At 47.3% G+C, this 20798-nt stretch carries 18 protein-coding genes; 7 read left to right on the top strand and 11 right to left on the bottom strand.

All coding sequences use genetic code 11. The features are described from left to right. Positions 1–6: 6 nt before the first annotated feature. The 5 genes from rbfA to BM099_RS18925 all read left to right on the top strand — a co-directional run bounded on the left by rbfA (position 7) and on the right by BM099_RS18925 (position 5424). Positions 7–402: a 30S ribosome-binding factor RbfA gene (gene rbfA, locus BM099_RS18905; RefSeq protein WP_090730612.1), complete on the top strand. Its 396-nt coding sequence runs from the start codon at positions 7–9 to the stop codon at positions 400–402. 3 nt (positions 403–405) lie between these two features. Beyond that, complete coding sequence (gene truB, locus BM099_RS18910; protein WP_090730614.1) at positions 406–1365, top strand: tRNA pseudouridine(55) synthase TruB; 960 nt, start codon at positions 406–408, stop codon at positions 1363–1365. 121 nt (positions 1366–1486) lie between these two features. After that, complete coding sequence (gene rpsO, locus BM099_RS18915) at positions 1487–1753, top strand: 30S ribosomal protein S15 (RefSeq protein WP_090730616.1); 267 nt, start codon at positions 1487–1489, stop codon at positions 1751–1753. A 205-nt stretch (positions 1754–1958) separates the two neighbouring features. Then, complete coding sequence (gene pnp / locus BM099_RS18920) at positions 1959–4064, top strand: polyribonucleotide nucleotidyltransferase (protein WP_090730618.1); 2106 nt, start codon at positions 1959–1961, stop codon at positions 4062–4064. Between the two features lie 142 nt (positions 4065–4206). After that, the gene (locus BM099_RS18925; protein ID WP_090730620.1) at positions 4207–5424 is read left to right on the top strand and encodes an NnrS family protein; all 1218 of its coding nucleotides are present in this window, start codon (positions 4207–4209) and stop codon (positions 5422–5424) included. A gap of 26 nt (positions 5425–5450) precedes the next feature. On the opposite strand, the gene BM099_RS18930 is transcribed toward BM099_RS18925, so the two are convergent. Both BM099_RS18930 and rsuA read right to left on the bottom strand, forming a co-directional pair. Next, on the bottom strand, positions 5451–6500 hold the full coding sequence (locus tag BM099_RS18930; RefSeq protein WP_090730622.1) for a class I SAM-dependent methyltransferase: 1050 nt from the start codon (positions 6498–6500) through the stop codon (positions 5451–5453). After that, a complete protein-coding gene (gene rsuA, locus BM099_RS18935) occupies positions 6497–7192 on the bottom strand; it encodes a 16S rRNA pseudouridine(516) synthase RsuA (RefSeq protein WP_090730625.1) in 696 nt (231 codons plus the stop codon). Before rsuA ends, BM099_RS18930 begins: the two co-directional genes overlap by 4 nt. Before the next feature lie 166 nt (positions 7193–7358). Between rsuA and BM099_RS18940 the strand changes: the two genes are divergently transcribed. After that, a complete protein-coding gene (locus BM099_RS18940; RefSeq protein ID WP_090730626.1) occupies positions 7359–8195 on the top strand; it encodes a 6-carboxytetrahydropterin synthase in 837 nt (278 codons plus the stop codon). Positions 8196–8281: 86 nt separating this feature from the next. On the opposite strand, the gene BM099_RS18945 is transcribed toward BM099_RS18940, so the two are convergent. From BM099_RS18945 to dksA, 8 genes are all read right to left on the bottom strand, one after another. Beyond that, a complete protein-coding gene (locus BM099_RS18945; protein ID WP_090730628.1) occupies positions 8282–9463 on the bottom strand; it encodes an acetyl-CoA C-acetyltransferase in 1182 nt (393 codons plus the stop codon). Between the two features lie 283 nt (positions 9464–9746). Further along, the gene (gene panC, locus BM099_RS18950; protein ID WP_090730631.1) at positions 9747–10595 is read right to left on the bottom strand and encodes a pantoate--beta-alanine ligase; all 849 of its coding nucleotides are present in this window, start codon (positions 10593–10595) and stop codon (positions 9747–9749) included. A gap of 3 nt (positions 10596–10598) precedes the next feature. Continuing rightward, on the bottom strand, positions 10599–11393 hold the full coding sequence (gene panB / locus BM099_RS18955) for a 3-methyl-2-oxobutanoate hydroxymethyltransferase (protein ID WP_090730632.1): 795 nt from the start codon (positions 11391–11393) through the stop codon (positions 10599–10601). 45 nt (positions 11394–11438) lie between these two features. Then, positions 11439–11936 carry a 2-amino-4-hydroxy-6-hydroxymethyldihydropteridine diphosphokinase gene (gene folK / locus BM099_RS18960; RefSeq protein WP_090730634.1) on the bottom strand — a complete coding sequence of 166 codons (498 nt, stop codon included), beginning with the start codon at positions 11934–11936 and terminating at the stop codon, positions 11439–11441. Further along, positions 11917–13350, bottom strand: coding sequence for a polynucleotide adenylyltransferase PcnB (pcnB, locus tag BM099_RS18965; protein ID WP_090730636.1), 1434 nt, complete (start codon positions 13348–13350; stop codon positions 11917–11919). Before pcnB ends, folK begins: the two co-directional genes overlap by 20 nt. A gap of 465 nt (positions 13351–13815) precedes the next feature. Further along, positions 13816–15207 (bottom strand): sigma-54-dependent transcriptional regulator, encoded by a 1392-nt coding sequence (locus BM099_RS18970; protein ID WP_090730638.1) that lies wholly within the window; start codon positions 15205–15207, stop codon positions 13816–13818. 10 nt (positions 15208–15217) lie between these two features. Further along, a complete protein-coding gene (locus BM099_RS18975) occupies positions 15218–18166 on the bottom strand; it encodes an ATP-binding protein (protein WP_090730640.1) in 2949 nt (982 codons plus the stop codon). Positions 18167–18571: 405 nt separating this feature from the next. Then, positions 18572–19003 carry an RNA polymerase-binding protein DksA gene (gene dksA / locus BM099_RS18985; protein WP_090730645.1) on the bottom strand — a complete coding sequence of 144 codons (432 nt, stop codon included), beginning with the start codon at positions 19001–19003 and terminating at the stop codon, positions 18572–18574. A gap of 265 nt (positions 19004–19268) precedes the next feature. On the opposite strand from dksA, the gene BM099_RS18990 reads away from it, so the two are divergent. Then, a complete protein-coding gene (locus BM099_RS18990; protein ID WP_090730647.1) occupies positions 19269–20432 on the top strand; it encodes a pyridoxal phosphate-dependent aminotransferase in 1164 nt (387 codons plus the stop codon). 40 nt (positions 20433–20472) lie between these two features. Here BM099_RS18990 and BM099_RS18995 read toward each other — a convergent pair whose 3' ends face one another. After that, a complete protein-coding gene (locus BM099_RS18995; protein ID WP_090730649.1) occupies positions 20473–20793 on the bottom strand; it encodes a Rieske (2Fe-2S) protein in 321 nt (106 codons plus the stop codon). Between the last annotated feature and the right edge of the window lie 5 nt (positions 20794–20798).

The following is a 20798-nucleotide window of genomic DNA, read 5'->3' on the forward strand; positions in this document are numbered from 1 at the left end:
AGTAGTATGGCACGCGAATTTAGTCGTACTCAAAGGATCGCTGACCAGATGCAACGAGATCTGGCTCAGCTGATTCAATTTGAGATCAAAGATCCTCGTATGGGGATGGTGACAATCAGCCACGTTAAGGTTGCTAAAGACCTTGGCTTTGCTGATGTTTATATCACCGTTTTCCCTATAGGAGAACAGACTCAGGAGGACGCTGTTAAGTGTTCTCTTGAGGTGTTGCGTAATGCTGCTGGTTTCTTAAGGCATGAGCTATCAAGCAAGATTTTGTTGCGTGCAATGCCTCAGCTGCGTTTTCACTTTGATAAAAGTGTCGAGCGAGGCCGTCACCTGCATAGTCTTATTGAGAAAGCTTCTCGCGAGATTCGTGAGAAGAATGACTCAGAAGAGGATTAAGTAGTGGGTCGGCGACATAAAGGCCGTCCAGTGGACGGCATTTTTCTGCTTGATAAACCGCAGGGCGTGAGTTCCAACTATGTACTGCAAGGGGTGAAGCGTATCTATGGTGCGGCTAAAGCCGGGCATACAGGTGCGCTTGATCCATTAGCAACAGGCATGTTGCCACTGACGTTTGGCGAAGCCACTAAGTTTTCACAATTTCTTCTCAATGCCGATAAACGCTACCAAACCACCGCAAAGCTGGGTATCAGAACGGATAGCAGCGATGCAGACGGGGCGGTTGTTGCAACAGCGGAAGTCGGAGCACACGTAACACGTGAGCTTATTCAATCGTTGCTGGAAGAGCACTTTAGCGGCGAAATTGAGCAGGTGCCTTCGATGTTTTCTGCTTTGAAACATAATGGTCAGCCGCTATACAAGCTGGCCAGGCAAGGCGTTACAGTCGAAGTTAAGCCGAGAAAAGTGACAATTTTACATATCGAAATTCTCGACTTTCGAGGTGATGAGGTTGACCTGGATATACGTTGTACTAAAGGTACTTATATCCGCTCGATTGTCGAAGATTTAGGCCTGTTGCTGGGCTGCGGTGCCCACGTAAAAGTACTGCGCCGACTGGACTCAGGCCCTTATAAAGCCGCCGATATGATTACATTGGAGCAACTGCAGGAAATAGCCGCCCCAATCGGGTCTGATGAACCGCCGCAAAGCATACAAAAGCGCTTAGATGCGCTATTATTAGCGCCGTGGTCAGCCATTGAGGACTCACCTGTCATTGAGCTGGAAGCAGAGCAATGTGCACGTGTACTAAATGGCATTGTCATTGACCTCAATATGCCCGCTCAGCCGCTTGTAAGAATACAAGCAAAAGATACTGGGAAGTTTCTTGGTATTGGCGAGATAACTGAAGAAGGCCGGTTAGTTTCAAGACGTTTAATGTCTACAAACGAACAGCCTTCTTAAGATTAGCTGCAGGTAGCATACTGCCAGCAGTGAATGGCGATGAACTGATAATATGCTCGGTTCACCGTGTCCTATAATCCGACAGCAAAAGCTGTCTGCATATTAGACTGGAGTTAGATAGATGTTAACAGCTGAACAGAAAGCTCAGATCGTAACAGATTTCGCACGTAGCGAAGGTGATACAGGTTCTTCAGAAGTACAGGTTGCTTTGCTAACTGCAAACATCGAAGCTCTGCAAGGGCATTTCAAGACTCATAAGCATGACCACCATTCACGTCGTGGTCTGATTCGCATGGTAAACCAGCGTCGTAAATTGTTGGATTACTTGAAAAAAAGCGATGCGGATCGTTACCTGACAGTGATCGGCCGTTTAGGTCTGCGTCGCTAAGTCAGTTTTTTCCAAGGGTCATACACAGTATGGCCCTTGTTTTATTTAGCCTGTTTCATAGAGAAAGTTTTCAACCAGCCTGTACTCATTTGTATTCAGTCCCTCGATCGGTAGGACAGAGTGCAAATGAGTACTGGCACTTAAGATGGTGTGGAATCGATTTCTCTCGATCAGGCATTTGTTTATTTTACGAGAGGTAATATTAGTGCAAGCGATTACAAAAACTTTTGAATTTGGTGGCCAGCAGGTTACGTTAGAAACGGGTCGTATTGCTCGTCAGGCAACTGGCGCAGTCATGGTTACAATCGGTGATATACAGGTTCTGTGTACTGTTGTTGGCGCTACAGAAGCACGCGGTGGACAAGACTTCTTCCCACTGTCTGTTCATTACATCGAAAAAACTTATGCTGTTGGTAAGATTCCTGGTGGTTTTTTCAAACGTGAAGCACGTCCGTCTGAGAAAGAAACACTAACATCACGTCTGATTGACCGTCCTATTCGTCCGCTTTTCCCTAAAGGTTACATGAATGAAGTACAGGTTATCTGTACCGTCATGTCTGCAGATAAATCAAACGATCCTGATATTGCTGCAATGATCGGTACGTCTGCTGCTCTGTCTATCTCTGGAATTCCTTTTGTAGGTCCGATTGGTGGCGCACGCGTTGGTTTTACAGAAGAAACAGGTTATATCCTGAATCCGAGCTATGAGCAGTTAGAGACGTCTGAACTGAACATGGTTGTTGCCGGTACGTCTGACGCTGTTTTGATGGTTGAATCAGAAGCGCAAGAACTGACTGAAGATGAGATGCTGGGTGCAGTGTTGTTTGCTCACACTGAGATGCAGGTTGTTATCAACGCGATCAACGAGCTGAAAGCCGAAGCGGGCAAGCCTGCTTGGGATTGGCAGCCAGCGGTGAAAAACGAAGCGCTGATTGGGCAAGTTAACGCTTTAGTTGGTCAGGGTATTGCTGATGCATATCAGGTAGCTGATAAAATGCAGCGCCAGGGCGCACTCAATGATCTGCGTAATAAAGCGGTTGCTGAATTGGCCGGTTCTGAGGAAGGTCAGCCTTCTGAAAAAGAAGTATCAGGCGTTGTCAGTGCTGTTGAAAAAACGATTGTACGTCAGCGCATTGTAGACGGTGCTCCACGTATTGATGGACGTGACACTAAAACGGTCCGTCCTATCAATGTAGAAATTGATATTCTCAAAGGTGCGCACGGTTCATCATTGTTCACCCGTGGCGAAACTCAGTCTATCGTGACATGTACTCTGGGTACGTCTCGCGATCAGCAGTTTATTGATGCGCTGGAAGGCGAGCGCAAAGATCCGTTCATGCTGCACTATAACTTCCCTCCTTATTCAGTAGGTGAAGCCGGGCGTATCGGTTCTACAGGACGTCGTGAAATTGGTCACGGTCGTCTGGCTCGTCGTGGTGTTGCGGCTATGCTGCCATCGCAGGAAGAGTTCCCATACACCATCCGTATCGTTTCAGAAATTACTGAATCTAACGGTTCTAGCTCGATGGCGTCTGTTTGTGGCGCATCTCTGGCGATGATGGATGCTGGTGTTCCTTTGAAAGCGCCGGTTGCTGGTATTGCAATGGGTCTGGTTAAAGAAGGCGATAAGTTTGCTGTCTTGACTGACATCCTGGGTGACGAAGATCATCTTGGTGATATGGACTTTAAAGTAGCGGGTACTGAGCAAGGTATTACTGCACTGCAGATGGATATCAAAATCACCGGTATCACCGAAGAGATTATGGAAACGGCACTGGAGCAAGCGCTTCACGCACGTACTCATATCTTGAAAGAGATGGCGAAAGTAATTGGTTATGCTCGTCCTGAATTACCAGACAATGCTCCGGCGATGACGCAACTGAAAATCAATCCTGAGAAAATCCGTGATGTTATCGGTAAAGGTGGCGCGACTATTCGTGCTCTGACCGAAGAAACTGGCGCGATGATTGATATAGAAGATGACGGTACTGTACGTATTTACGCAGCTGATAAAGCAGCGGCAAAAGCGGCAACAGATAAAGTACTCGAAATTACTGCTGAAGCTGAAGTAGGTAAAATCTACGAAGGTAAAGTTGTTCGTTTAGAAGAGTTCGGTGCATTTGTAAATATTCTGCCGGGCAAAGATGGCTTGGTTCATATTTCTCAAATCGACAACAAGCGTGTTGAGAAAGTAACCGATTACGTAAAAATGGACGACATCATTAAAGTTAAGGTGTTGGAAGTTGATATGCGTGGTCGTATTAAGCTTTCCATGAAAGATCTGGTTCAGGATGAGTCTGTAGAAGGCTAAGCCATTCTGACCTAATATAAAAACCCTCCTTGTGAGGGTTTTTTTATGCCGGTAACTAACTTGAATCTACCTCTAATGAGTTATTTATGGAAAGATAAATAACATGTATAATAATTACATATTAAAGAATTGAGAGCTCATTATGGCTATTATGATGTTTGAAAAATATCCGGCTTCGCGTTGGGAAACATTACTGAGCAATGGTTTCAGGTTGTTGTTTCTTTGCGTGGGAGCAGCGGGTGTTATTTTAATGGGGTTGTGGTTAGCGATCCTGAAAGGATTCTGGTACGGGAGTTCTATCGCGGTGCCACTGGCGCAGTGGCATGGCCATGAGATGTTGTTCGGCCTTGTGGGTGCAGCTATCGGTGGCTTTTTGTTAGCCGCTGTTTCTAAATGGACCAACCGTTTGCCTGTGAGTGGTATGCCGCTTGCCATATTAGTGATGTGTTGGATACTGGGGCGGTTGGCGATGCTTAGTTCTGCGCAGTTACCTTACGGTATTGTAGCGGCCGTGGATCTGCTTTATGGCGTTTTGCTGGTTTTCATCATTGGTCGTGAGATTATGGCTGGCGGTAACAAGCGTAACTTTAAAATCGTAGTGATGCTGGGCTTGTTCAGCGTTTTTAATCTGCTGTTTCATCTCGGTCATCGCTATGGCGTTGAATATAGCGAGATGGCACTACGCGGTGTCATTATGCAAATTAGTCTGATGATTGCACTGATCGGTGGACGCATTACCCCCTCCTTTACACGTAATTATCTGGTTCAGAAAGAACCTGACTCAGACAAACCGCTGCCGATGCTATTTAATCGCTTTGACATGTTTGTCAGCGCATCCCTGATTGTGGCTGCTATCTCGTGGGTGCTGGTTCCGGTCAATGTCATAACGGGTGGCTTGTTGTGTCTGGCGGGTGTCGCTCAATGGGCGCGGATCAGTCGCTGGCAGGGGCAAAGGATTTTAGCTGAACCTCTGTTATGGGTATTGCATCTTGGCTTTGTGTGGCTAGGTGCGGGGCTTGTGTTGCTTGGGCTATCTGCATTCTCATTGGTTAATGCTTCTGCAGGACTGCATGCTATTGGTGTCGGCGCTATGGCAGGAATGATTCTTGGTGTTGCTTCCCGGGCTGCGCTTGGCCATACCCAGCGTGCATTGGTAGCAGGAAAAATGATGAGTATTGCTTTTGTACTCATTAGTATTACTGCACTACTCAGAGTCGCGGCAGTACTGGTAGATGGCGTCGCTTATGAGCACTTTATTTTAAGTGCCGGTGTTATTTGGCTAGTAGCGTTTGTTCTGTTTTGCATTCGCTATGTGCCGATCCTGATATCACCTGCGCCTAGTTGGAAAAATCCTCGCTAGGTTTATCTTAAAAAAACAGATAAGCACTATATTTTTGGCTGAGAGAGCCGGACTAATTTAAAGTGGCCTGTAATGATGGGCGTTTCGCAGTGCGTAAAGTAACGACTGGCTTTGCGTTCCAGCGGGATATGCAGATTCACTACAAAAATGGCGATGCCTTTGTTCGTTAAATGTGTGGCAGCACTTTGCAGAAAACGATCTGTCAGATCGTTTTCAACGCCAAAGCCTGAATGAAAGGGTGGGTTGCAGATAACCAGCGGGTAGCGTGAGTTAATATTATCGGCGCAATTATCCGCCAGTGCTTTTCCCTGTAACTGATAGTGATCCAAATTAGCCTGGCAGGCAGCAACCGCCGCCGCATTGTTATCCGTTGCGGTGATGCTAATGTTGAGGAGTCTGGCGCTATGAAGACTAAGGTAGCCGTAGCCACAGCCGATATCTAAAGCAGAATCAATATCGTTGTTCTCTGCAACCAGCATTTCCAGATGCTGTATTAGTAGTTCACTTCCCTTATCAATTTTGTCCCAGCCGAAAATACCGGGTTTACTCCAAAACCTGAAGTGCGAGTCGCTGGGAGCCTGTCTCAGGCTGCGATAGGACTTGTCATCCAGAGTCGTACGCGAAGGGCCGTCAAAAGTGATTTTTCCTGCCCATGTTTGTTTATCTGCTTTCCAGGTTTGGGTAGGAATGTTTGTCAGTGTACCTGCACGTTGAATAAAGCCTTTGATGCCTTCTTGTTTCGAGCCGCTGATATACAGCGAACCTCCGCCAGAGAGTAAACGCTGCGCCTGGTTGATAATGTAATGGGCTTGCGCTTTTTCTTTAGGAATACGTAAGAAAATGGACTGGAAATGATGCTCGCCTAAGGTTTCGAGCAAGTAGTCATTAAAACTGCAGTTCCAGCCTTGCCGCTGTAAGTCCTGAGTAATATCCAGGCGGTTTGAAATAGCGCTGATCAGTGGGATGGCGGGCGGAACGATTTGTGTAGAAATATTCTCATCTACAATCCATAACGCGGCTGCACTCACGTGCTTAAACTCTGAATAAAGCAGGTCAAAGGCTTTATCTGTACTCATCTGCTTAAATTGATCTCGTCAGCCGTTAACTCACGATACTCGCCGGGAGCCAGAGACTCATCAAGAATAATGTGGCCAATACGATCGCGATGTAACTTGGTAACCTTATTTCCCACTGCAGCAAACATGCGCTTTACCTGATGATAACGGCCTTCGGTTAACGTCAGAAAGGCTTCATCAACGCCAATAATTTCAAGTTCAGCGGGTTTGGTCAGGTGCTTCTCATTCAAGAGTTGTACGCCTTGGGCAAACTGCTCTACCGTTGATTCTGCAATAGGGTCAGCTGTTTCCAGCAGGTAGCGTTTGCCTTGCTTATGTTTGGGAGAGGTGATTTTGTGAGACCACTGGCCATCGTCAGTAATCAGGAGTAAGCCGGTGGTATCTAGATCGAGTCTGCCCGCCAGATGAAGGTCGTTGGGTCGCGGCTCATCGATAAGCAGGCCCATCACAGTGGCATTGTTAGGGTCATCGGAGGAACAGACGTAACCAAAAGGCTTGTTCATCATGAAATAGCGCGGACGCGGTGCCTCAATGCGCATTTCCTGAAACGTGACAACATCATCCTCTGAAACTTGCAGTGATGAATCGCGGGTGGCGATACCATTAACGGTGGCCAAATCTTTATGTATCAGGCGTTTAATGTCTTTTCTGGAGAGGCCGGTAGTTTGGGACAAATACTTATCTAGACGCATGTTAGGTAAACTTTCCTGAATACAAAAAGTCATTATAACGTGCTCAGACGCGTCCAAGAACCAAATTCATAGCTTCGCTTGAAAAACCAGAGACCGGTGATGATTTAAATGCATCTGGGTGCTGCCTTGCGGTAGAATATGAGGCTTCAAATGAAGGTGTATTACTGTGAAGCTTTTTGTAAATAATCTGACAAATGTAGATTTTTCCTATTTGCACTCATCTCGAGGCTTGATGGGTGAGTCTTGGTTGCTGCAGCTTGAGCTGGATGGCGCGCTTAATGAACAAGGAATGGTCTGCGATTTCGGGATTGTGAAAAAGCTGACACGTGAATGGATGGATAAAACGATTGATCATGCGTTATTAGTGCCCACCCGAATGGATAATCTCAAGGTGGAGCAAGCGGTTGGTCAAACCCGGGTTGAGTGGGTCTATCCGGATGGACAGGCGTTTAATTGCCTATCTCCAAGCAAAGCGATTGCGCTGATCGATGTTGAGGAGATAACGCCAGAGTCGATGGCTGAATGGTGCAGAGCGCAACTCATTGAGTTATTTCCCCAGGAAGTAAAAGGTCTCAATCTGCGATTTGTTGCCGAACAGATTGATGGTGACTTTTATCATTACAGTCATGGTTTGCAGCAACATGACGGGAATTGCCAGCGTATAGCTCATGGCCACCGCTCGCGTATTGAAATATTTCTCAATGGTGAGCGTGATCAAAAACTAGAGCATGAGTGGGCATCGCGTTGGAGCGATATTTATATTGGCACGTCAGCTCACCGTAAAGAGAGTGCGGAAGGAATGCATACTTACGAATATCGTGCTCCTCAAGGCGAGTTTTCACTGACGTTACCTGCGCAATACTGCTACGACATTGATACAGAAAGTACAGTGGAGCAAATAGCACGTCATTTGGCCGCGCGGATTAAGCAGATGAAGCCATTCGATGAAGTGTTGGTGCGAGCTTATGAGGGCGTGGGTAAAGGCGCTGTCTCTCAGGTCTAGTTGCACTGGAGGCTTGGCTTTCGACAAAGAAAATAAAAAAAACCGCAGCCTGAAGCTGCGGTTTTTTTTATGCGATAAGCTAATGACTAGTCGCGTTCGATAGCCAGTGCAGTACCCATACCACCACCAATACACAGAGTGGCCAGGCCTTTCTTCGCATCACGTTTGATCATTTCATGAACCAATGATACGAAAATACGGCAACCTGAAGCACCGATTGGGTGTCCTAGTGCAATTGCACCACCGTTAACGTTGACGATGTTAGTATCCCAGCCAAGGTCGCGGTTAACTGACATTGCTTGTGCGGCAAATGCTTCATTGGCTTCAACCAGTTCAAGATCAGCGACAGACCAACCTGCTTTCTCCAGAGCTTTCTGTGTAGCGCAGATAGGACCTGTACCCATGATGGCAGGATCAACACCTGCAGATGCGTAAGCTTTAATACGTGCTAAAACAGGCAAGCCCAGTTCTGCTGCTTTTTCAGCAGAGCAAAGCATGACTGCTGCAGCGCCATCGTTAATCGTAGAGCTGTTGCCTGCCGTGACTGTCCCATCCTTTTTGAAGGCGGGGCGCAGTTTTGCTAATGCTTCAGGTGTACAGCCAAAGCGGGGTTGCTCATCAGTATCAAAGACAACCGGGTCACCTTTGCGCTGTGGAATCAGAACAGGAAAAATTTCACCTTTAAAGCGTCCAGAGGTGACAGCCGCTTCGGCTTTGTTCTGTGATGCGCTGGCAAATGCATCTTGTTCTTCACGCGTAAAACCGTATTTTTCAACGATGTTTTCAGTGGTGATACCCATGTGGTAGTTGTTGAACGCATCCCACAGACCGTCATTAATCATGGTATCGACCATTTTCCAGTCACCCATGCGTGCACCATTGCGCGAGTTCGGCAAGACATGAGGAGAGCTGCTCATGTTTTCTTGTCCGCCGGCAATGATAACATCAGCGTCGCCGCAGCGAATCGCTTGAGCAGCCATTTGAATAGCCTTCAGGCCTGAACCACACACTTTGTTAATAGTCAGTGCAGGAACTTCTTGAGGAATACCGGCATTGATCAGTGATTGACGTGCAGGGTTTTGACCACAGCCCGCTGCCAGAACCTGTCCAAGGATAACTTCGTCAATTTGTGCAGGATCAATTTTCGTCTGTTCTATTAGGCCTTTAAGTACCGTAGCACCTAAATCGGTCGCTTTTACGCTAGCTAAAGAACCATTAAATGTGCCAACCGCAGTACGGCCAGCAGCAACAATAACGACTTCACGCATGATTGTGCCTCTTATCAGTAAACTCTATCCGGTCACTTTTATATTAAAGAGATCCGAATGATGCAAGTGCCTATTAACAGCCCTGCAGGAGTCAGCTTAGTAGTTGGTTTTTTTTTCCGTAATTCGAAAAATATCAGTGTGAGCAACCGAGAAGGCTATTGCAAGCACCTTAAGCAATAAACATTGAAAAAGGTGCCGACAATTAGTCGTATTGAAAGAGGGCGCTTTTTGCCGATGTATAAGTTAACTGCTTTAGAGATTAACTACTTAGAGGCTAACAGCTTCAGAGATTGATCACCTGATTATCGAGAAGACGGGCTGCGCCCATATAAGCAGCGGCAAGTATCACCAGCTGCGTATCGTCTTTTGATGCTGCCAGTAGATCACTCTGGCGTGCAATGACGAAGTAGTCACGCTTGAAGCCTGCGGCTTCGAGTTGTCGCTGTGCAGCCTCAACGAGTGCGTCGAAATCAGTGTTGCCTTGCTCGATTGCTTGCGCCGTAGTCTTAAGAGTTTTATTGAGGGCGGTGGCTGCGCTGAGTTCTTCTTCAGAGAGGTAGCCATTTCGGGAACTCAATGCCAGGCCATGTTCATTTCGAACGATGGGCGAACCCTGAATAGTGATGGGTAGGCTCAGGTCTTTAGTCATTTTGCGGATGACGAAAAGCTGCTGGTAATCTTTAGCGCCAAAAATAGCTAAATCTGGCTGCACCATGCCGAACAGTTTACAGACAATAGTAGCAACCCCCTGGAAGTGACCCGGACGGCTAGCACCACAGTAAAGGTCAGATACATCAGGAACTTCTACCATGGTCTGTTTTTCGCGCCCATCAGGATAAACTTCTTCCTCTGAAGGTACGAATAAATAGTGGCAACCAACGGTTGCTAGCTTTTCCTGATCGGCTTCAAGCGTACGCGGGTATTTGTCGAGATCCTCGCCAGCGGAAAACTGCAGCGGGTTAACAAAAATAGTGGAGACAATGATGTCGGCATTTTCCTTTGCCTGCTTTACCAGAGCGATGTGCCCCGCGTGCAGGTTACCCATTGTCGGGACTAAACCAATTTTCTTGCCGTGTGCGCGTTCCTCCGCCAGAAGCTGGCGGAGCTCGTTGAGTGTGTGAATCGTTTTCATAAGTTATTCGAAACTGTGCTCTGGGCCCGGGAAGCTACCTTGCTTCACTGCGGCTACATAATTTTGGATTGCCGATGGGATGTCAGCAGCGTCTTCCATGAAGTTTTTAACAAACTTAGGACTTCTGCCTGGTGTGATACCGAGCATGTCGTGTAATACCAATACCTGGGCATCCGTCGAGACACCGGCACCTATGCCGATGACCGGGATATCAACCGCTTGCGTGACTTCTTCTGCCAATAGAGAAGGAACGCACTCAAGTAATAAAATGCTGGCACCGGCTTCTTCGAGCCTGACAGCATCTTCAATCATTTGTTTTGCGCTGCCACGGTCGCGTCCCTGGACTTTGTAGCCGCCGAGTTTGTTCACCGCCTGAGGTGTCAGCCCCATATGCACACAGGTGGGTATGCCTCGTTCAGACAGTAACGAAACACTCTCAGACAACCAGGCATCGCCTTCGATCTTGATGATGTGAGCGCCGGCTTGCATCAGCAAGGCGGCATTTTTCATCGTTTGTTCGGGTGTTGCATAACTCATAAATGGCATATCAGCCATTATCATGGCGCCCTGGTTGCCTTTGGCTACGCTGGCGGTGTGATAGATCATATCATCCATGGTGACAGGCAAAGTGCTATCCTGTCCCTGTAGAACCATTCCAAGAGAATCGCCTACCAGAATCACTTCTACCCCAGCTTCGCTGACAACATGCGCAAAGCATGCATCGTATGCGGTCAGGACAGTGAATTTTTCACCTGCCTGCTTGAAGGTGGATAATGTATGTAATGTGACTTTGTTCATAGGCAACTCGATCGATTAATAGGGATGCGCTGATTTCGAGCGTGATTATACAGAGATCTTTTCCAGTGTGCCCAGCGGGCATGCTACTAATAGATCATTTATTGACCTGCCATCGGGAAAAATCAGATCCGGAGAGACCTCAAATAAAGGCCAGAGTACAAAATTTCGTTCTGTAGCGAAAGGGTGAGGGACGCTTAGCCGGGAAGATTGAATGGATTGGTTACCAAATAAAATAATATCCAGATCCAATGTTCTGGGCCCCCAGTGTGTGTGACGTACACGCCGGTGTTGCTGTTCAAGCGACTGCAGTTGATCAAGCAGTGCTTCAGGTGCAAGACTTGTTTCAAGTAACGCAACGGCATTAATGTAGTCAGGCTGCCCGGCAGGACCAACAGGGTCGGAGCGATATAAGCTCGAGCTGGATAGCAGATAAGTGTCGGCTATCTGCTGCAGCTCCTTTAATGCGGTCGTGACTTGCTGACGAGGATTTTCCAGATTGCTGCCCAAGCCAACATAGCAGTGGTTAGGCGTTACGCGGGTCATTTTTAGCTCTTCTACGACGGCGAGGCTTACGCGAAGGTTGTCCATCAGAGGCTAACTCAGAAACCATTTGTTCTCTTTCCTGAGTTGATGCCGATTGATATTGAGTCCACCACTGGCCTAAATTATTCAGAGATTCACCGCTTTGCTCTCTTAATAGAAGCAGGTCGTATGCCGCACGAAAACGCGGATGCTCTAATAGCTGCTCCGCACGATTGCCAAAACGTTTCGGTAAGCGCAGTTGTAATTCCCAGATCTCTCTGATCGGTGTAGAAAATCGGCGTGGAATAGCGGTGCGCTTCACTTGTTGGGCAATGATATCGTTTGCGGCGGCATGCAGAGCAACCAGTTGAGGCATCTTGCTATTCTGCTTAAGAATTTCTTGCATGCGTGTTTGCAGCGGATGCCAGAGCAGAGTTGCAAATAAGAAAGCGGGTGTAACGCTTTTGCGCTGGTTGATACGTCTGTCAGTGTTTTTTAAGCCTTGCAATATCAGTGCTTCGGCTAAGCCATCGTCAGATTGTTTTTTGATGGCCTTTGTCGCAGAGGGCAGTAATTGTTCCAGCAAATGGTATTCTTTGAGCAACTGGTATGCCGTGGCAGCGTGGCCGGACTGAAATAGTTTTAATGTTTCATCAAACAGACGAGCGGGAGCGATATCCTGTAGCAGGTGGGCTTGTTGTCTGATCGGCGCGGCTGTTGCTTGCTCAATTTCAAAATCGAGTTTGGCGGCAAAACGAATCGCGCGCAGCATACGAACCGGGTCTTCTTTATACCGGTTGTCTGGGTTGCCGATCAGGCGGATCACTTTCTTCTGTATATCCTCATAGCCATTGGTGAAGTCGTAAATACTGTGGTCTTTGACGCAATAATAGAGAGCGTTAATCGTGAAATCGCGACGTAGGGCATCTTCTTCTATTGTGCCGTAAACATTGTCGCGCAGGATCAGGCCGGATTCTGCTTGTTTACCTTTGACGTCGTCATCATTTTCTTCAGAGTCATGTCCTGCCCTGAAAGTAGCGACTTCAATGATTTCTCGTCCAAAGCGGACATGCAGAAGTTTGAAGCGACGCCCTATCAAGCGTGAGCGTTGAAACAGTTCATGCGCTTCTTCAGGGTGTGCGTTGGTCGCAATATCAAAGTCTTTTGGGCGTTTTTTGATCAGGATGTCTCTGATGCAGCCGCCAACCAGATAGCCTTCATAACCAGCGTCCAGAAGTCGGTAGACGACTTTTGCCGCATTATCGTCTAAATGCTTGCGAGGGATCTGGTGTGTTTGTTCCGCAATGATACGCGCAGTATTGTCCTGGTCTGCCTGGGCCTCAGTATTCTGAATATGGATAGGCTCTTTCACAGGAGAAGAGGTCGGTTTGCTACGGAACAGTCCGGTAACTTTCTGGATTAAACGGTTAGGCATGAGTTTTAAACTTTGCTCGTAATGTATTTTGCGACACATCATAACATTGTTATGGTGACACATTAAGCAATGGGGGAATAAACAGTAAAAGAGGAGATGGATAAGCTGACCGCAAGCTTTAAAGGGTAACATCCTGGCTTGTTGTTATAGTTAGAGCGCTAAAGTTACGTGAAGTATAACTCGGCGATCAGCTTTTAAACCTCATTTTTATTATTATTCGAGGTAGATACTTTTCAACACTCAGCCTATATTTATATTTATTGATGGTGGCGTTTCAAAGCTTATTTTTGTTGTTAGAACACCCTATAGAAAGCATTAGGCGTGCCATATTTTTTAACTAATTGATTATAATAGTTATTTTTTATTTCTTTGTTTTTTTAAATGCGAATGGTTACTTGCGGGAACACTTTTTTGTTTCTTAAGGTAACACTTTGTCTTTGAAGTGTTACCTGTGTTACTTCGTCGTTACCCTTTAGGGCGTTTGGGTATCCCCAGTTTTTGCCTGCGCTCCCATAAGCACTTGCGACTGACGCCTAGCTTTCTGGCCAGGTCGGTTTCACTCATCTCATCCTGATGTTCGATGACAAAGCGTTGGAAGTAGTCGTCCATGGAGAGCCCTGCTTGTGGTTGCTTTTTGGGAGCAGGGTTGGTGGCCGCCTGGTGTGATGTCGCTTGCTCGGAATATTCAGATTCCAGTCGTTGCAGGCTCGGACGGGTGTCTATATCAAGCCCCAGTAATTCAGGCGTGATGAGGCGGTTGTCCGCAAGAATAACCGCTCTCTCTATGGCGTTTTCCAGTTCCCGGACATTTCCCGGCCAGCTATATTGCAGCATTATCTGCTGCGCGTTATCGCTGAGGGTTGCTTGTGGACACTTCATTCGGCAACAGGCGCTGATTAAAAAACGTTGGGCGAGCTCAATAATGTCTTGTCCGCGTTCTCGTAGCGGTGGCATTTTGAGCTCCATGACATAAAGACGGTAATATAAGTCTTCACGGAACAGGCCGGTACGAGCCAGTTCTTTCAGGTTGCGATGAGTGGCGGCAATTAATCGAACGTTGACCTTGATTGACTGTGTGGAGCCCACTTTGCGAATTTCTCCTTCCTGAAGAAAGCGCAGCAGGCGAGCTTGTGCCTCTAAAGGCAACTCACCTATTTCGTCGAGGAAAAGAGTGCCTTTGTCTGCGGCCTCTATGAGACCACAGCGGCTACTGTCAGCACCGGTGAAAGAGCCTTTTTCATGACCAAACAATTCAGACTCAATTAACGATTCAGGAATGGCGGCGCAATTTACCGAGATCATAGGAGACTGAGCGCGAGCGCTTTGTTCATGTATGGAACGTGCTATCAGCTCTTTGCCTGTGCCTGACTCACCCAGTACCAGTACGGTGGCATCTGTCCGGGCCACTTTGGATGTGCGTGAAAACAGAGAAAGCATCGCCTCACAAGAACCAGTGATTTCGGTGTGTTGGACTTGCGCTTCTATGCTGATGTTGTGGTGGTCTACAGGTTGCTGGTTAAGAATGGATGAGATGGTGGATAGCATTTCATCATGATTAAAAGGCTTGGCAATATAGTCAACTGCGCCCATTTTCATTGCGTCTACTGCAGATTTCATGCTGGCATAGCTGGTCATGATCAACACAGGTACGTTTTTGGCCAGCTTGATTAGGTCGGTTCCGGGCGCGCCGGGTAATCGAAGATCACTGATGATCAGATCATACTCAATCAGGTTGAAACGTGATGTTGACTCATCGACTGATGCGGCATCATCAATATTATAGTTGTTTTTTTCCAATAAACGCCGAAGCGCTGCACGAATGATTGACTCATCCTCTACGATCAGAATACGGCTCATTGCTCTCTACCTACTCTCCAATGCGAGACCTTTCAGAAAGTTCGTCTTTCAATTCAGGTTTGGAGCCCGGTAAGGTGATAATCACCTGCGTGCCTTTCTTCTGTTTGTTATTGGCGGGGCTAATTATTTTAATACTACCATAATGTTCAGTCAGTATGTTGTAAACCAAAGGGAGTCCTAATCCGGTACCTTTGCCCGGTTCTTTGGTGGTGAAAAATGGTTCAAAAAGCTTGTCTTGAATGTCTTTATCAATGCCGCAGCCTTCATCCGTAATGCTTAAGAAAATGCGTTGATCAAGCTGTGTGCAGTTGATGCGGATGATGCCTTCGGGTAAAGATGCATCGCAAGCATTGTTAAGAATATTGACCAATACTTGTAGCAATAGTTGCGGGTCGCCATCCACCATGAGGTTGTCTTCAAGCTCACAAATAAAGTGCTGTTGTCTGGCGTGCATGTCTAGCGTAACCAATTGTATTGCTTCTTCAATACAGTGGTTGAAATTGAATGTTTCAAACTGAATGTCGCTGATGGTCTGGCCGGTATGTGCAAAGCGAACCAGAGATTGCACAATGCGGTTAATCCGGCGTGTCTGCTCCAGAATCTGATCACCGGCTTGTAAAACTTCCGGTTCATCTGATTCCAGAGAGAGGTTTTGTGCAAGGCAGGCAATGCCGGTAACCGGATTGCCAATTTCATGGGCTACACCGGCGGCAAAGCGCCCGATGGAGGCAAGACGTTCGCTGTGCATCAGATTGTCGGTAAGCTGGTGGTGTTCTGTTTCATCCTCAACCAGAATAACAGTCGAGCTATCTGGGTTATCGGATAGCTGGCTTTTATGCAATGTCAGCCAATAACTGTTGGCTCCCAGTGTGATGTGGGTGTCTATCAGGTGGTTGTCGCTTTGCTCCATGAAGTCCGCCAGCAGTGTGCACCAAGGTTGTGGTAGCTCGGATATAGACAGGTCCGCCACATCGTGAGCGCTCAGTTGGGTGAGTTTGGCAATTTCGTTGTTCCAGAACAGAATATGCTGCGAAGGTGCGACGGTACAGGCGCCAATAGGCAGTTTTTCTAATGTTCTTCTGTGGTAGCGGCGCAACTCATCCAGCTCTGCTGCCAACCCGCTGAGTTTGGCCTGGTACGTTTCAAGATGGGTTTCCAAAAGATAGATATCACGTGTCTGGAAGGCTTTTTCGCCTTGCTGATTTGCCAGCGGTTCGAGCAGTGTTGCCGCTTCAACGGGACCAATCAGAGCGGAGAGGTTTTGTTCCAGTGCATTGCGTAAACGTAAAAGCTCTAACGGCCCCATCTGTTCTTTGTCGAGATTTAGCTGGTTAATGGCGTGTTGCAGCTCACGGCGTGCGGCGGCTTCACCTAGTTTGGGGGTGAGTAGACGAATAATGTCAGTTGTTTCAAAAGAGGGGCGCTGAATATCCGAAGGGGAGTCGATAGTATTGATGAGGCATGCCTCAGCCGCGCGGATCTCTTCAGGATAGGTGGGTGTCAGGCGCGAGACAATGATGAAAGCACCGATATTCAGCAGCAGAGATATGATGGCTGAAGATTGCCAGTTAAGACTGTCAATACTGGTGTCGGTGAATAGTCCTTCTGGTTGCAGAATGACGGGATAAAAGGTGGTAATGATCCAACTGGACATGCCAATAATCAGTCCGGTAATAAAGCCGATACGATTAGCGCCCAGCCAGAAGAGAGTGGCAATAATCCCAGGTAAAAACTGCAGGAAAGCGACAAACGCACTCAGGCCCATAAGATGGATTTGCTGGTGTGCGCCGAAAACCATATAGAAAAGATAGCTGCATAACATAACTAACGAGATGAGTATGCGGCGTAGCCAGAGAAGCCATGCATAAAACTTAACATTTTCGGGGGTTTTGATAAGGGGTAGTATCAGATGGTTTTGCAGCATGGAGGCCAGTGAGATAGAGGCCACAATGAGGATTCCGCTGGCGGCCGTCAGGCCACCGATAAACGCGGTGATAATCAGCCATTCAGAATGTAATGCCTGGCTTACGAATGGAAGCAGGAACGAGGATTCTTGGTGCACCTCAAGCTTATAGCCTGCCAATGCAATGACAGGTACGCAGAGCGCCAGTAGTAACAGGTAAAGCGGTATTCCCCATGATGCTTTGTAGAGGCTGTCTGCTGAGCGGTTTTCAGTAAACGCCAGATGGAACATATGCGGCATCACCAGTGTGGCAGTAAAAAACGCAAGTAGTAGCGTGTGCCAGCTATCATCGTGATTGCTGCTCATCAAGGATGGTAGAATTTCTGGATTCTGCTTAAGCCAGAGTAAAGTATTTGAGGGGCCATCGAGCACTGTAAAAAAAACATAGATGGCAATGCTGATGAGTACGGCCAGCTTAATCAGCGAGCTGATCGCCATCGCCATGACTAATCCGCGGTTGCGTGCCCGCATTGACGGGTGGCGGGTACCAAAGAGAATCGCGAAAAGGGCTATTAAAGCGCAGAATGCAGCAGCAATCTCAGAAGCCTCAACATCACTGTTAAGAATATGCAATGTGACGGTAACCGCTTGTATTTGTATCGACAGCAAAGGCAAGGTCGCCAGCAGTAGTAACAAGGTTGTAATCGTGCCGACCAGTCCGCTACGAAATCTGAAGGCAAACAGATCGGCCAGAGAGCTGAGTTTGTAGCGATTCGTTATATTGAAAATAGGAATAAATAATGAGGGGGCCATAATAAAAGCGGCGGTAGCCCCCAGATAGGATGATAAAAATAACAAGCCGGAATCTGCCAGCATCCCGAAAGCGCCATAAAAAGTCCAGATGCTCGCATAGGTGCCTAAGGATAGCATGTGAGTGATAGGGTGTTGTGATATGCGGCGTGGAATCAGTTCACGCTCGGTGGCGTAAGCAATACCAAACAGAAAGAGCAGGTAAGCAGTAACAATCAGGAAAAGTTCGGTAACCGAAAAATTCATAAATTAGTTATTTTTAACTACGCATATCATAATAATACTCAATTCAGGTCTCTATTTAAGCGTGTGCTTAAACCATGCTCGGATCTGAGCGTTGCGCTCAGCATATCCGGCTGCGATGCTTTTCTCAATACCATGCTGTTTTTCTCAATACGAGACAGGTATTTTTCACTAGGACTTGGATTTATTAATACGATTGGCATTGATCAGGCGTTTGATATCAAGGTGCATCAGATAAATCAGTGGCAGGCGGAGGTCGCCAATAAGGCCGTTTATTAAGTGAGCTGGTATCGATAGAAATCTGGGCCGAGTAAAGTTGCAACCAATAGAATGGGAGCGACTAATGGTCTTAGGGTTGTTGTAATAAATTCAGGCAAAGCGGCCAGCCGTTTGCCTGAATCTAACAGCTTAAGATCCGATCTGTTTTTCTTTTATTTCGGCCAGTGTTTTACAATCAATGCACTGGGTTGCGGTAGGGCGGGCTTCCAGACGACGGATGCCAATATCGATACCACAGGTGTCGCAATAACCGTATTCGTCTTCTTCAATGCGTTCCATGGCTTCACGGATCTTTTTGATCAGCTTGCGTTCACGGTCGCGTGTTCGAAGTTCAAGGCTGAACTCTTCTTCCTGACTGGCCCTGTCGCTAGGGTCTGCAAAGTTAGATGCTTCTTCCTGCAGGTGGTGGATTGTACTATCAACCTCCTCCATTAGTTCCTGTTTCCAGGCCAGAAGAATATGACGAAAATGATCTTTTTGAGCATCATTCATGTATTCCTCACCCTTTGCAGACTCGTAAGGTACAAAGTGTGTGAATTGTGTATTGCTAGTGTTTGGCATGTGGCGCCTCACTTCTCCGAAATGACCGGCTTTAAAGAGTAAACCGGCAACCCAATTACAGTTGATTCCATTACTTCCTGAGATCAGAAGGTTGGAGAAACTACCAGAAGAAACACTTTTAGGCTAGTACTGATACATAAAAAGTGAAAGGAGTTATTAGATTAGTGCCGTACAGTGTTATCTACCCTACTGACAATAAGTATGTTTGAGGCAACATTCGATACAACTTATGTATAATGCGAGGGCTAATTGAGAGGAGTCAGAGATGGATTATCGGTGGTCGGGTCGGGCACGTGAAATTGAATCGTTCAAAGTAATGGATCTATTAAAACGAGCCAAAGAGTTAGATGCGCAAGGCTGTGATGTTGTGCATATGGAAGCGGGAGAGCCTGATTTCAGTACGGCGCCATTGATCAGGGAGGCTGCTCATCGGGCGATTGATATGGGGTTAACACAATACACGCCATCGGCAGGTATTCCTGAATTAAGACAAGCGATCTCTGGATTCTATCAACAGCGCTATGGTCTGGATATCGCCGCTAACCGCATCATTGTTACCTCGGGTGCTTCCGGTGCCTTATTGCTGGTTTTCGGCTTGCTGGCCGATCCTGACACCACCTTTATGATGAGTGATCCGGGATACCCCTGTAACCGCCAGTTTTTGCGTATGCTGGAAGCACGCGGGCAGTTGGTGCCCACCTCTGCGGAGCAGAATTTTCAGTTGACCCCAGAGTTGATTCGTCAAGAATGGAAAGCTAACACGGCAGGTGTTTTGCTGGCATCGCCAGCCAACCCGACCGGCTCTGTTTTACATAGAGATGAGTTGACGGCTGTTGCAGAAGCGGTCAGAGAAAAGAACGGCGCTCTGGTGGTTGATGAGCTGTATCATGGCCTGACGTATGGATTTGATGCACCTTCGGTGCTTGAAGTCGATCCTGAGGCGTTCGTTATCAATAGCTTTTCAAAGTATTTTGGCATGACCGGATGGCGGCTTGGTTGGATTGTCGCGCCGCAAGCGGCTGTGCCGGAAATAGAGAAGCTGTCACAGAATTTATATATTTCACCACCCACGATATCTCAATATGCGGCTTTGGCGGCTTTCGAACCTGAAACGCTGCTGGTCTTAGAAGAGCGGCGTCATCAGTTTGAGTTGCGTCGTAATTTGCTGGTGGATGGCTTAAGACAACTGGGCTTTAAGATTCCGTTGATGCCGGAGGGTGCATTTTACGTGTATGCCGATGCATCGCACCTGACAGATAATACATTTGAATATTGTTGGCGCTTGCTAGAAGAACAGCATGTCGCGGTTACACCAGGATTGGACTTCGGTACTTATCGGGCGAATCAGTTTATCCGCTTCTCCTATACTACCGGGCTGGATCGAATAGAGCTGGCTTTGCAGCGCCTGGCGACCAAAATGACAGTCTGAGATAGCTTTTTATTATCAGTCAGTTAGCTCATTTATTTACTCAAGGCAAGGTGACCCATACCTGTCCATTTTTTACTGTGCTGGAAATGCTTGTAAGCATTTCGCCGGGGCAGGGGCCGGCGATACATTCGCCGTTGTCTATGCTAAACAGGGCTCCATGAGTGGCACACTGAATGAAATTTTTTTCCAGGTCGAGAAATTGATGCGGTTTCCACTCTAATGGAACACCGCGGTGAGGGCACAGGTTCAGATAAACGTGAATCTGCCCCTGCTTATTGACCGCGAACAGTGAGATGTCATCCAGCTGAAAGCCTTTTGAGGTGTCTTCAGGTAAGGTGTCGAGTGTGCAAAGCAGTTGCATGTAGG

This window comes from Neptunomonas qingdaonensis (genome assembly GCF_900113275.1).
Classification (GTDB): domain Bacteria; phylum Pseudomonadota; class Gammaproteobacteria; order Pseudomonadales; family Balneatricaceae; genus Neptunomonas; species Neptunomonas qingdaonensis.

Excerpts from the sequence above, each read along its gene's own strand:
- rbfA (WP_090730612.1), top strand. The coding sequence starts at position 7 with ATGGCACGCGAATTTAGTCGTACTCAAAGGATCGCTGACCAGATGCAA.
- rpsO (WP_090730616.1), top strand. The coding sequence starts at position 1,487 with ATGTTAACAGCTGAACAGAAAGCTCAGATCGTAACAGATTTCGCACGT.
- BM099_RS18925 (WP_090730620.1), top strand. The coding sequence starts at position 4,207 with ATGGCTATTATGATGTTTGAAAAATATCCGGCTTCGCGTTGGGAAACA.
- BM099_RS18930 (WP_090730622.1), bottom strand. The coding sequence starts at position 6,500 with ATGAGTACAGATAAAGCCTTTGACCTGCTTTATTCAGAGTTTAAGCAC.
- rsuA (WP_090730625.1), bottom strand. The coding sequence starts at position 7,192 with ATGCGTCTAGATAAGTATTTGTCCCAAACTACCGGCCTCTCCAGAAAA.
- BM099_RS18945 (WP_090730628.1), bottom strand. The coding sequence starts at position 9,463 with ATGCGTGAAGTCGTTATTGTTGCTGCTGGCCGTACTGCGGTTGGCACA.
- panC (WP_090730631.1), bottom strand. The coding sequence starts at position 10,595 with ATGAAAACGATTCACACACTCAACGAGCTCCGCCAGCTTCTGGCGGAG.
- panB (WP_090730632.1), bottom strand. The coding sequence starts at position 11,393 with ATGAACAAAGTCACATTACATACATTATCCACCTTCAAGCAGGCAGGT.
- folK (WP_090730634.1), bottom strand. The coding sequence starts at position 11,936 with ATGACCCGCGTAACGCCTAACCACTGCTATGTTGGCTTGGGCAGCAAT.
- pcnB (WP_090730636.1), bottom strand. The coding sequence starts at position 13,350 with ATGCCTAACCGTTTAATCCAGAAAGTTACCGGACTGTTCCGTAGCAAA.
- BM099_RS18970 (WP_090730638.1), bottom strand. The coding sequence starts at position 15,207 with ATGAGCCGTATTCTGATCGTAGAGGATGAGTCAATCATTCGTGCAGCG.
- BM099_RS18975 (WP_090730640.1), bottom strand. The coding sequence starts at position 18,166 with ATGAATTTTTCGGTTACCGAACTTTTCCTGATTGTTACTGCTTACCTG.
- dksA (WP_090730645.1), bottom strand. The coding sequence starts at position 19,003 with ATGCCAAACACTAGCAATACACAATTCACACACTTTGTACCTTACGAG.
- BM099_RS18990 (WP_090730647.1), top strand. The coding sequence starts at position 19,269 with ATGGATTATCGGTGGTCGGGTCGGGCACGTGAAATTGAATCGTTCAAA.
- BM099_RS18995 (WP_090730649.1), bottom strand. The coding sequence starts at position 20,793 with ATGCAACTGCTTTGCACACTCGACACCTTACCTGAAGACACCTCAAAA.